This window comes from Vibrio sp. 10N.261.46.A3, assembly GCF_041472995.1.
Taxonomy (GTDB): Bacteria; Pseudomonadota; Gammaproteobacteria; order Enterobacterales; family Vibrionaceae; genus Vibrio; species Vibrio coralliirubri.
Genome location: NZ_JBFRRH010000122.1, coordinates 45,346 through 57,911, shown reverse-complemented (window position 1 = coordinate 57,911; position 12,566 = coordinate 45,346). Strand labels below are relative to the sequence as shown.

The window sequence follows — 12,566 nt, the reverse complement described above, 5'->3', positions numbered from 1 at the left end:
GTTTACGCGACACTATTTGTCGGCGATTCTCTTCGCTCAACAGAAAAACCTGATCCTGACTATTCCTACCAAAGCGGCTCAACTACAGCGCAATAACCCTAGATTGTTGATCAAGCCTGCGCCATTTGCGATTGAACCCTTTGAGGTGAAGATGGCGTGGAGTCCATTGTTACAAACCAATCCAGACCACCAGTGGATGCGTCGTTTGATTAAAAGTGTCGCCAATGAAATCGAGAGTGGAGTAACGGAATAACACAGTTTGTAGGGTATTTTTTATATGAATATCCAATATAACCGGCATAAATTAGCTAAATTCATGTCCGTTAAGTAAGTTTAAGTCAGTAAAGTAAATTTGAGCTAGTCACGAAAATTTATTGAGTAGCCATCAATTAGTTTGAGAGAGATTTTATGAGCAGTCGTATTCAACAGGGAAGCTTGAACATTGATAGCACCCTCTACCAATTAATTAATGAGCAGGTGATTCCTGGAACAGGCATTGTCGCTGAAGACTTTTGGCAATCATTTGCAACCATCCTTGAAGATTTGGCTCCAAAAAATCGCGCATTGCTTATCAAGCGTGAAGATCTTCAACATCAAATTGACGTCTGGCACCAAGAGCGTGCTGGGCAAACGCTAGATCCTGTGGAGTACAAACAGTTCTTACAGCAGATTGGTTATTTGGTTCCTGAAGGCGATGACTTTCAAGTGACGACAGCCAGCGTAGAGCCTGAGATCGCAACACAAGCAGGGCCGCAGCTTGTTGTACCTATTATGAATGCACGTTTTGCACTTAACGCAGCCAATGCACGTTGGGGCAGCCTATATGATGCGCTCTACGGAACGGACGTGATCAGCGAAAGTGATGGCGCGGAAAAGGGCGGAAGCTTTAATCCTGCTCGTGGCGCTAAAGTAGTGACTTATGCTCGTGAGTTCCTTGATGATGCTGCACCGCTAAACGGTGTCTCCCATAAAGACGTCACCAAATACAGCATCAGCAACGTCAGCATTGGCAATACACTGACAGCGACCTTAGATAACGGCGAAGAAGTCACTCTGATTGATCGCAACCAGTTCATTGGTTATCAAGGTGATGCGAGTGCCCCTTCAAGTATTCTGCTGAAACACAATAATTTACATATCGAAATTCAAATTGACCCAAGCGCACCGATTGGTAGCGTCGATGTAGCTGGCATTAAAGATGTGTTGGTAGAATCGGCTCTCACCACCATTATGGATTGTGAAGATTCGGTAGCAGCGGTTGATGGTGAAGACAAAGCATTGGCTTACCGTAACTGGTTAGGCTTGATGAAAGGTGACTTACAAGAGTCGCTAGAGAAAAACGGCAAAACCATCGTTCGTAACCTAAATCCCGATCGTCAATACACCAGTGTGACGGGAGGCGAGATCTCGCTGAAAGGTCGCAGCATGTTGTTCATACGCAATGTGGGCCACCTAATGACTAACCCTGCGATTATTGATGCTGAAGGTAATGAAGTGCCTGAAGGTATCATGGATGGCATGGTTACCTCGCTCATCGCGATGCACGATTTAAAGGGTAATAGCCCTTACCAAAACTCGACCGCGAACAGCATCAATATTGTAAAACCTAAAATGCATGGCCCTGAAGAAGTGGCTTTCACCAATGAGTTGTTTGGTCGCATTGAGGATGCACTAGGTTTAGAACGCTTCACCATTAAAGTCGGCATTATGGACGAAGAGCGTCGTACCTCTGTGAACTTGAAAGAGTGTATTCGCGCAGCCAAAGACCGTGTCGTGTTTATCAACACCGGTTTCCTAGATCGAACGGGTGATGAGATCCACACTAGTATGGAAGCGGGGCCTTTTGCTCCTAAAACACAGCTTAAAACCATGACTTGGATTGGCGCATACGAAGATCAAAACGTTGATCTTGGCTTAGCTTGTGGCCTGCAAGGTAAAGCCCAGATTGGTAAAGGTATGTGGCCAGAACCAGATAACATGGCGAAGATGATGGACGCGAAAATTGGACACCCACAAGCGGGTGCTAATACTGCTTGGGTTCCTTCTCCAACCGCCGCGACTTTGCATGCGCTGCACTATCACAAGGTGAGTGTACCAAGCCGTCAGAAAGAGCTTCGTGAGCGAGTGAGAGCCAATGTCGATGATATTCTTACTATCCCATTACTAGGCAACCAAAAGCTGACTGCGCAAGATATTCAAAGTGAACTGGATAACAACACCCAAGGTATTCTGGGTTACGTGGTTCGTTGGATTGACCAAGGCGTTGGTTGTTCGAAGGTACCAGATATTAACGATGTCGGCTTAATGGAAGACCGAGCGACGCTGCGTATTTCAAGTCAACACATCGCTAACTGGTTACGTCACGGTATTTGCGAGGAAGCCCAAGTAATGAAAACCATGAAGCGTATGGCCGCAGTGGTGGATGAGCAAAATGCTGGCGACCCGAGTTACCGTAACATGGCGCCTGATTTTGAAAACAGCATTGCATTTTCAGCGGCGTGTCAGTTGGTATTCGAAGGCTGTGCTCAGCCGAGCGGTTACACCGAGCCAGTACTGCACGCGATGCGTCTAAAACTGAAAGCACAGGAATAGCGAAGCAACCGAATAACAAAAACAGAGAATGTAAAATACTAAAAAAAGAAACCCCCTTTAACCGAGCCCAAGGTGCCGCGCTTTTATAGCGCGGCTTTTTTTTGATTCATTTTTGTGAAGGGAAAGGGGGATAATGGGGCAGGTTAGTGCTCACTAAGACTTAATTATTTCCGAGCCCTAATCACTGCCAGAACTTAGTTACTACCAACCTTATTTTCCGCCAAAGCAAAGATACTTAATGTCCATGTACTCATCGATGCCTTCTTTCGCACCTTCACGGCCAATACCTGATTGTTTCACACCACCGAAAGGCGCAACTTCGGTTGAGATCAGGCCATCATTAATACCGACCATACCGTACTCAAGCGCTTCTGCGATGTCCCATACTCGGTGGATGTTCTGACTGTAGAAGTAAGACGCCAAACCATAAATCGTATCGTTGGCCATCTCGATAAGCTCTTCGTCCGTGTCGAATTTCATCACAGGCGCGACTGGGCCAAAGATCTCTTGTTGAACGATGTCCATGCTGTGTTTTACATCTTTAAGAACAACAGGTTGAATGAAAAGCCCATTAAGCTCCTGAGTTGGCGTGACAGGCGCAGCACCTTGTTCAATCGCTCGGTTTATCAAAGCTTGGATGTTGTTCTTCGCATTAAGGCTGACAACAGGTCCAATCGTGACACCCTCATCTAAACCGTTACCAATCTTAAGTTGTTGAACTGCTTGATCGAATTTAGCCACAAACTCATCGTACACTTTACTGTGAACGTAGAATCGGTTTGCACAGACACAAGTTTGGCCCGCATTACGGAACTTCGAGGCCATTGCGCCTTGAACGGCCGCGTCGATGTCAGCATCGTCAAACACAATAAAAGGTGCATTGCCACCGAGCTCCATAGAGGTGCGTTTGATGCCTTTTGCAGCTTGAGCCATCAAAATACTGCCCACACGGGTCGACCCAGTGAAAGAGATTTTTTTGATCAACGGATGCGAAGTGAATAGGTTGCCCACTTGTTCAGGGCTTTCACCAAGAACGACTTGAAGTAGATCTTTAGGGATACCCGCTTGATAAGCCAGTTCAACCACAGCAAACGCAGAAAGCGGTGTCTCATCCGAAGGTTTCACGACAAAGCTACAACCCGCAGCTAAGGCAGGAGCCGCTTTACGAGTGATCATTGCAATAGGGAAGTTCCATGGCGTAATCGCACACGCCACTCCGATCGGTTGCTTGATGGTCACCAAGCGTTTGCCAGCGACTGTGCTAGGAATGGAATCACCATAAGTGCGCTTCGCTTCTTCTGCAAACCACTCAATGAAGCTCGCGCCATACATCACTTCGCCCGTAGCTTCTGCTAACGGCTTGCCCTGTTCGATTGTCATGATTCGAGCAAGGTCATCTTTGTTTTCGAGGATCAGCTGGTGCCAGCGATGAAGTAGTGCAGCACGAGATTTAGCCGGGATTTTTGCCCACTCTTTCTGCGCTACATGAGCTCGTTCAATCGCGCTCGTTAACTCTTTTTCTGATGATACCGGTGCGTGCCCGATGAGTTCACCCGTTGCTGGGTTTGTGACTGCAACTGCGTTGTTCGCTTCTGTCACCATAAAAGAGAGTAAGTGCTGGTTATCAATGTTTAGCATCGTGATTCCTTTGTCGTGATTACTTTAGACGTGTTGCTGATGTGCGGGTTGGCGAGTGTTCAGAACACTTCGACCAAATGTTGATTAGTCGCAGATTGTGGTTGTTAATTCGATAGTTTTGAAGCCCTTGTTTGCGCAAGCATTGTTTACCAAATCATTGTTTATCAAAGTAGCATTTTCGAAATCCATGATCAGCTAAGCCATGGACTTCGAAATTCTCTAAGAAAGTGCTTACTGCTGACTCCAATTATCAGCTTCGATCTTCGCTAGCGCTTTTGCTGCTTTTTGAAGTGAAGGTAAGAACTTTATTGCTTCATCCGGTTTCACTCGAATCACAGGTGCTTGTATCGCTAGGCCTAGGTTTGATTGACCTGTTGGTGAGGGGATCAGCACAGCGATACAGACTAAGCCTGGTAAAAACTCTTCATCATCAATAGCAAAACCTTGGATTTTTGCTTCTTCGATGTCTTTCTCTAGAGTCGAATAGTCGGTAATCGTGTTTACTGTGTATTGAGTCAGCGGCACATTTTCTATTAATCGTCTGCGCTGCGACTTAGTCATGTGCGCTAAAAACAGTTTGCCAGTAGCCGAGCAGTGCACGGGAACGCGAGAGCCGGGGTGCAGGTGAAAGCGAAGGGGGGCTTCAGTTTCTGCGCGATCAAGATAGATGATTTCACCACTTGAAAGAGCCGTCAGGTTACAGCTCTCGCCAACTTCTGCTCTTAGATTTTCAAGGATAGTACGTCGCGCGCTGTGCATGGTGCTATTCAAAAGTAGGTTTTCGGCAAGTTTTCTGAGTCGAATGCCAGAGCTGTAATGCTTTTCGTCACCATCTCTTTGGATAATGCCCGCAGCTTCTAATTGTTGCAGCATTCGGTGCAGCGTGGGTTTTGGCAATCCGGTCTCTTCGACTAAACCTTGCAGAGAAATAAACTCGTCTTTTTGCGCTATCACCTCTAATAGTGCAAAAAGTCGGAGGGTCGGTGTATCCCCTTGAACTTGTGGTGTTTCTGTTTGCATACAGTGATTCATCCTTGCGATATGTCTATGCCTAAGAGTGTACATACCAAATCATTATTCTTCAATTATCTGAATAAAATTTGACCTTTTTTATTATTTCAATAATATAAATGTAAATTATGGAACAATTAATCTCAATAAATGGAATTTAAAGATGAAGGCGATTGAACGGATTATTGATAAAGCTCATTTAGATCGTAAGCGTGTTGTTTTGAGTGAAGCGGAGGACCCGCGAGTGCTAGCTGCTGCAAGAATGGCAATCGACAAACAGCTCGCTCACATCACATTAGTCGGCGATGAACCGTCGATCATCGCTGCTGCAGAACTGCATCACATTAACCTCGCAGGCATTCATATTGTTTCTCCACAGGCGTCGTCACTCAAAGAGGTGCTCGCTGAGCGGCTGTATACATTACGAAAAGCCAAAGGCATGACTTATGATGACGCCCTAGAGCTGGTTCAAGATCCACTTGTTTTTGCCAATTTGATGGTCAGAGAAGGGCTGGTAGACGGCACAGTTAATGGCGCGGTTTATACCACGTCTGATGTGGTGCGAGCTGCGCTGCAGATTATAGGCCCTGCACCGGACAGCGAATTGGTGTCGAGTTTCTTCTTGATGATGTTGTGTGAGCCTTTCCATAATCTTAAAGGCGGTATGATTTTCAGCGATTGTGGTTTGGTTATTAACCCCAATGAAACCGAGCTGGCATCGATTGCCGTAGCGGCATCAAACAGCGCTCAAACGCTCCTGATGGAAGAACCTAAAGTCGCGATGCTGTCGTTTTCGACCAACGGCAGTGCCAAACACGAATCGGTCGATAAGGTTCGTAATGCCGCTCAACTTGTGAAACAACGTTGTCCCGGAGTCGCCGTCGATCAAGATGTCCAACTTGATGCGGCGATTGTCACTGAAATAGCGGCGAAAAAGTTGCCTGATTCAGAGGTGAAAGGCCAATCAAACGTGTTGATATTCCCTAACTTAGAAGCGGGGAACATAGGCTATAAGCTTGCGGAAAGGCTAGGTGGTGCGATTGCGATTGGCCCGTTGCTGCAAGGGTTAAATCAACCAGCGAATGATTTGTCCAGAGGCTGTAGTGCCGAAGATATCTTTAATGTCATTGCCGTTACCGCGGTACAAGCGCAGCAAGGGAAAGCGTCTGACTCTAAGGCTGACTTTGAAGCTGATGTTGAAGAAAGAGAAGAGTCGGAGTTTGAATTTAGGTATTAACATTAGTTGCTTAAACTAACGCTGATATGCGCTCATATTTACCCCAAACAACCTAATTAGGATAGCTAATGGAGTTACCTGTTTTACTCGCCATTCTTGCCACGATTGCGGTGGGTACCTATTTCCAAACTGTCACTGGATTTGGTCTCGGTATCATCGTGATTGGGTTAACGGTCAGCCTTAATCTGGTATCCCTACCCGTTATAGCCGCGGTGGTTAGTATTGTGACCTTGTTCAATTGCTTGGTGGCGTTGATGGGTAAGCTACTGCTTGGGGAGCTCAAGATTCTGGTGGTGTTAGTCATCGGTATTATTCCCGGCGTATCGATGGGCGTGTACTTACTGGATGAGTTGAGCGAGTCTGCAACCCAAATCCTACGAGGGCTATTGGGTGCCATGGTGTTGTTCGCAGGCTTGAGCTTTATGTTTAAACCTAAAACCAGAACGGTCCGTTCGGCAACCGTATCTTTCCTTGTCTCAGGATTTAGCTCTGGGTTAGCGGGAGGGTTGTTCGGGATGGCAGGTCCACCGATTGTTTATCATCTTTATCGGCAACCTTTTACGCTCGATTTGGTGCGAAGCACACTGCTGATGGTTTTCGCTTGTACGTCGATGTCCCGTACGGTCAATGTCTACGCTGCAGGCGACATGGAACAGAGCATGCTGTGGTTATCAGCGATCGCTGTTCCCTTGGTAGCGCTTGTCACGATGTTTGCTCGACGTTTTCCACCACCGTTATCCAATGATCAACTCAGAAAGCTAGTGTTTATTGTGCTGATGTTGATTGGTGGGTATTTAATGGCTGTCTCTGCATGGTCTTTGTTTGCAGCTTAGAACGTCTTCTTTATCAAAGTCACCTTTGAAGGAGGAGGGCTTGATTCTCGTTTGATGCTTGATGAAACCCTCCTCACTGACACGTCAGCGCTTTAGCATCTCAAAGATGCTCCTAGATAGCCCAAACAAGCAGCTCTCTTGTACGTCCAAGGTAATGTTGTTGCGGTAATATGGGCTCAAATCCACTCCCATTCCCACGCCATGAATCTCAATCCCGTTTTTGGTCGACTCACGTTCAATCACTTGTTTGAGGTGGTTATCCAAATAGAACTGATCGTTGGCGGTGCTGGTGGCGGTATCCATTGGGCAGCCGTCTGAGAACACAATCAAAACCTTTCGCTGGGCGGTGTGCTGCTGCAATCGATGGCTCGCGAACTGCACCGCTTCGCCATCAATCCCTTCTTTAAAGATGTCGGCTTTACGAAGACTCGCAATGCCAAGGCGAGAGCGTCTCCAATGCGTATCAAAATCCTTGAATACAATATGACGAACTTCGTTTAAGCGGCCCGGGTGCTTTGGTTGGCCTTGTTTAAGCCACTGCCGATAGACCTTGCCACCGTTCCAGTTATTGGTAGTAAAGCCAATGATCTCGAAAGGGATGTTGGCCAGTCCAACAGATTTGAGAATGGTATCCATCAACAAACTTAACTTGTGACTGTGCTTTTGCATTGAGCCTGAGCAGTCCATCAAAAATGTGATGGCACATTGATGAGATGCGCCAATGTCTGGTTGATAAAAGACAGTGCGATCTAATGGCGATGTGATGAGCTTGGTGATGGTAGTGGCGTTAACAATGCCTTCTTCTAAATGGTCCTGACGTCGGTTCGTTTGTGGCGTGGCAACAAAGCGAGTGAGCATCGCGGCTAAACGGCGAGTGTTGACTTGTCTCGCCATGATGTCATCGGTAAGTTTCTGCCTCAGTTCGAGTAATAGGGCGCGCCTGACGAGTTTGTCTGCCGCGATGACTTGATCAAATTTTGAATTAAAGACCTGATAATTGGCACCCGACAGTTCGAATACCTTGCTACTGCCTGTGATGTCGGTATCGACGTCTTCATCTTGAATGTCACCATCAACAATCAAGGCAAGCTGCGCGAGGATCTTGATGTCTTCTTCAACGGTTGGCGTGGGCGAGTTATCGCTCTCTTGCTCTTGGTTGATGAGCTCTTGTGCAAGGGTTGCCAACTCGTTGGCGCAGTGTGCAAACAGTTGTTGGTCGGCTCGATGTTGCTTTAAACGTTTTAGGCTGTGCCCAAAAGTAGGCACGATGCCGGCGCGAGTCGATTCGATGGTTTCAGCAATGGGTTCAGACACCGGAACGCCAGTTAAGCGTGTGTGGATGACCTGCATCAGTGTAAACAGCAACATGCCTATTCGTGATTCAGTAAAGCCATTCTGATGATATTGGTTGCTCCAATACGCAAAGTTGAATTGGATACTGGTGGTCACGCCTTTTAGATAAGGCGGGACTTGAGATTCAATTCGGACCTGTTCGCAGAAGTCGTAAAGCAGACGTTCTATTTCGTTTTGAGGGCGCAATGAATAATGGAGATCAGCGTCTGAAAGCAATAATCGCAGTGCCGATGAATCGATCTTGCCCTGCATCGATAGCTTGCTATTTTTTAGCTCGTGGCGAGACACAAAGGTGAGATCGTTGGTGTGTGCAGACTGGTAATAACAGGGGCTATTGCCTTTATAGAGACGTTCTCCCCGATAGTTCAGCTCGAGTTCACCACTGATTGCTCTGGCGACAGACACACCAATATCGAGGATCTTTTTCTGCTGAGAAGAAACATTGGCCATAGTTTACGACTCCGAGTGCGAATAATTTTGAGTATGCGCTTCCAAGGCTTCACCAAAGCAACGGAAATAGTATTCGCTAACCAGTTCTTTCTCTTCGTCTTCACAGCGATTTAAGAATGAAAGCCTAAATGCCGTCGCTACATCGTCGAATATTTGGATGTTTTCAGCCCAAGTGAGCACTGTTCGCGGAGACATCACAGTCGAAAGGTCACCAGCCCTGAATCCATTGCGTGTGAATCCTGCGGTTGCGATCATTTTCTCTACTAACTGTTGGCCACTTTCATTATTCAACTCTGGAAGTTTGGATAACACTATCTTGGTTTCATGTTGTGGGTCTAAATAGTTGAGCGTAGCGATGATGTTCCATCTATCTAACTGACTGTGGTTAAGCACTTGAGTACCCGAATACAAACCTGAAAAGTTACCCAAGCCAAGTGTGTTGCAGGTAGCAAACAGGCGGAAAGAAGGGTGAGGCGTGATCACTCGGTTTTGTTCTAAAGAGGTGTATTTCCCGTCTTGCTCTAATAGCTGCTGAATCACAAACATCACATCAGGGCGACCAGCGTCGTATTCATCTAATACCAGCGCGATGGGCTGTTGAATGCTTTGTGGAAGAATGCCTTCTTTAAACTCTGTCACCTGCATTCCATCTTTAATGGCGATGCTGTCTTTACCAATGAAATCCAATCGACTTAAGTGCCCGTCTAGGTTGATCCTCAAGCATGGCCAGTTCAATCTCGCGGCAATTTGTTCAATGTGAGAAGACTTGCCCGTCCCGTGCGTACCTTGTATCAAGGTGCGACGATTGGAAGTGAACCCCGCCAATATGGCCAGCGTCACTTCAGGATAAAAACAGTAGTTAGGATCGATTTTTGGCACATACTCTCCCGCATGCTCAAACGCCATCACCGTTAGGTTGCTGTCGATCCCAAAGCACTCTCTCACACTTACCTGTCGCGTTGGTATCAATTCCGACTCTTTCATCATTCTTCCCTCTATATAACCCATTATTTGTCGATGCTATTGCGCTATGTCGTCGATTATTAACAGCTCAACCTAAGTTAACGGCACTTTTTGTACGAAAAACTACCAATAATGTGATCCAGTTTTATTAATTAGAATGAATTGTTCCAATTTAATATAAAAAGTTGACGCGCAAAAATTCTACTACTAAGGTGAAATTGAATTCGAAAAAGAGACAATTCATTCCGAAAAATGAAATTTTGGTTAACTCAAGGAGAATGGAAGAATGAGCGAGCAAGAAAAACGTACGGTTGTTTCCGGCACAGTAACAATGACACCATCAGAAGCGTTCGTTGAAACTATGGTTGCTAATGATGTTACCGACATGTTCGGCATCATGGGGTCAGCATTTATGGACGCAATGGATATCTTTGCTCCTGCTGGCATTCGATTGGTCCCAGTAGTACACGAGCAAGGCGCGGCCCACATGGCAGATGGTTACTCTCGTGTATCGGGTCGCCACGGTGTAGTTATCGGGCAGAATGGCCCGGGTATCAGTAACTGTGTGACTGCGATTGCAGCGGCGTTCTGGGCACATAGCCCAGTCGTAATTGTGACGCCTGAGACAGGTACAAAAACAATGGGCTTAGGTGGTTTCCAAGAGTGTAACCAGCTTCCAATGTTCCAAGAGTTTACTAAGTATCAAGGACACGTAACGCACCCAGACCGTATGGCGGAATACACAGGCCGATGCTTTGACCGCGCAATGAGCGAAATGGGTCCAACTCAACTGAATATTCCACGTGACTATTTCTACGGTGAAACTCAAACTGAGATCCCTAAACCCGCGCGTTTAGATCGTGGTCCAGGTGGCGAGAAATCTCTGAATGAAGCAGCAGACCTGATTGCTGAAGCGAAATTCCCAGTCATCATCTCTGGTGGCGGCGTGGTTATGGCAGATGCCGTTCAAGAGTGTGCGGCACTGGCAGAAAGACTGGGCGCACCCGTTGTGAACAGCTACCTGCACAATGACTCGTTCCCTGCTAGTCACCCATTATGGTGTGGTCCTTTAGGCTACCAAGGTTCGAAAGCAGCAATGAAGTTGATGGCTCAAGCGGATGTGGTTATCGCTTTGGGTACACGTCTTGGTCCATTTGGTACGTTGCCTCAACATGGTATGGACTACTGGCCGAAGAACGCGAAAATCATTCAGATTGATGCCGACAACAAGATGCTAGGTCTGGTTAAGAAAATTTCAGTTGGTATCTGTGGTGATGCGAAAGCAGCTGCGGTTGCTCTATCTGAAAGATTGGAAGGCCGTGCATTGTTGTGTGATGACAATAAAGGTGCTCGCCAAGACACCGTCGCAACAGAAAAAGCGTTATGGGAAAAAGAGCTTGATGAGTGGACACACGAACGTGACTCTTTCAGCTTGGATATGATTGAAGAAAACTCACATGAGACTCCGTTCTCTGGTGGTGAATACCTACACCCGCGCCAAGTATTGCGTGAGCTAGAAAAAGCGATGCCTGAAGACGTAATGGTCTCGACCGATATCGGTAATATCAACTCGGTGGCAAACAGCTACTTACGCTTTGAAAAACCACGTAGCTTCTTTGCGGCAATGAGTTTCGGAAACTGTGGCTACGCGTTCCCAACTATCATTGGCGCGAAAGCAGCAGCACCTCATCGCCCAGCTATCTCTTATGCAGGCGACGGTGCGTGGGGCATGAGCCTGATGGAAACCATGACATGTGTTCGTCATAACATTCCAGTGACAGCAGTGGTATTCCACAACCGTCAATGGGGTGCAGAGAAGAAGAACCAAGTCGACTTCTACAACCGACGCTTTGTTGCCGGTGAGCTAGATAACCAAAGCTTTGCTGAAATCGCACGAGCAATGGGCGCTGAAGGTATCACGGTTGATAAGCTAGAAGATGTAGGTCCAACCTTGCAAAAAGCCATCGACATGCAGATGAACGAAGGCAAAACAACCATCATTGAAATCATGTGTACTCAGGAGTTGGGTGACCCGTTCCGCCGAGATGCGCTATCAACACCGGTTCGTTTCCTAGATAAATACAAAGATTACGTATAAGTCGTAGAAAGTTTGTCCGGCCACGGTATTTTCGAGAGTGTTAGAGAAAGTGCAATCGAGAATGTGGTCGGGCAATATTAACGGGTATTGGCAATGTACTTAAGTGAATACCGGCAACCCGTATTTCAATAATCCTTAGTCAAACGTTAGAACATGAATTAAATGACTGTTGTACATATAAGTGGTTTTAGTTATATAAACTTTGTCGTTCCTTATTAATCGACCCTTAGCTAATTGCTCCTTAGTTAATGGTTTTATAACTGTTAGTTATTGATGAGGATATATGGCCATTGATAAAGATATATACCTATTGTCATTTTTAAAATCATTCGTAACGATACTGATTAACCATGATAGTTAATTTTTAATTGTAATAAATTTAAATTAAGTG

The 12,566-nt window shown here is 46.3% G+C and carries 8 protein-coding genes and 1 pseudogene; 5 read left to right on the top strand and 4 right to left on the bottom strand.

All coding sequences use genetic code 11. The features are described from left to right. Positions 1–253 (top strand): annotated as a pseudogene (locus AB4484_RS23980) (LysR family transcriptional regulator); the annotation flags it as partial. A gap of 155 nt (positions 254–408) precedes the next feature. Next, positions 409–2,592, top strand: coding sequence for a malate synthase G (locus AB4484_RS23975; RefSeq protein ID WP_372080695.1), 2,184 nt, complete (start codon positions 409–411; stop codon positions 2,590–2,592). A gap of 210 nt (positions 2,593–2,802) precedes the next feature. On the opposite strand, the gene AB4484_RS23970 is transcribed toward AB4484_RS23975, so the two are convergent. Together AB4484_RS23970 and AB4484_RS23965 are read right to left on the bottom strand one after the other, a co-directional pair. After that, positions 2,803–4,230, bottom strand: a complete 1,428-nt coding sequence (locus AB4484_RS23970; RefSeq protein WP_372080693.1) for an NAD-dependent succinate-semialdehyde dehydrogenase — start codon at positions 4,228–4,230, stop codon at positions 2,803–2,805. A gap of 231 nt (positions 4,231–4,461) precedes the next feature. After that, positions 4,462–5,250, bottom strand: a complete 789-nt coding sequence (locus AB4484_RS23965) for an IclR family transcriptional regulator (RefSeq protein WP_372080691.1) — start codon at positions 5,248–5,250, stop codon at positions 4,462–4,464. A gap of 154 nt (positions 5,251–5,404) precedes the next feature. On the opposite strand from AB4484_RS23965, the gene pta reads away from it, so the two are divergent. After that, positions 5,405–6,478, top strand: coding sequence for a phosphate acetyltransferase (gene pta, locus AB4484_RS23960; protein WP_372080689.1), 1,074 nt, complete (start codon positions 5,405–5,407; stop codon positions 6,476–6,478). Positions 6,479–6,546: 68 nt separating this feature from the next. Continuing rightward, positions 6,547–7,311 carry a TSUP family transporter gene (locus tag AB4484_RS23955; protein ID WP_372080687.1) on the top strand — a complete coding sequence of 255 codons (765 nt, stop codon included), beginning with the start codon at positions 6,547–6,549 and terminating at the stop codon, positions 7,309–7,311. An 84-nt stretch (positions 7,312–7,395) separates the two neighbouring features. Here the strand turns inward: AB4484_RS23955 and AB4484_RS23950 are convergent, their stop codons facing one another. Beyond that, positions 7,396–9,114, bottom strand: coding sequence for a cobaltochelatase CobT-related protein (locus AB4484_RS23950; RefSeq protein WP_372080685.1), 1,719 nt, complete (start codon positions 9,112–9,114; stop codon positions 7,396–7,398). A 3-nt stretch (positions 9,115–9,117) separates the two neighbouring features. Continuing rightward, a complete protein-coding gene (locus AB4484_RS23945) occupies positions 9,118–10,101 on the bottom strand; it encodes an AAA family ATPase (RefSeq protein ID WP_372080683.1) in 984 nt (327 codons plus the stop codon). A gap of 262 nt (positions 10,102–10,363) precedes the next feature. Between AB4484_RS23945 and xsc the strand changes: the two genes are divergently transcribed. Continuing rightward, positions 10,364–12,175, top strand: a complete 1,812-nt coding sequence (gene xsc / locus AB4484_RS23940) for a sulfoacetaldehyde acetyltransferase (RefSeq protein ID WP_017057935.1) — start codon at positions 10,364–10,366, stop codon at positions 12,173–12,175. Positions 12,176–12,566: the final 391 nt, after the last annotated feature.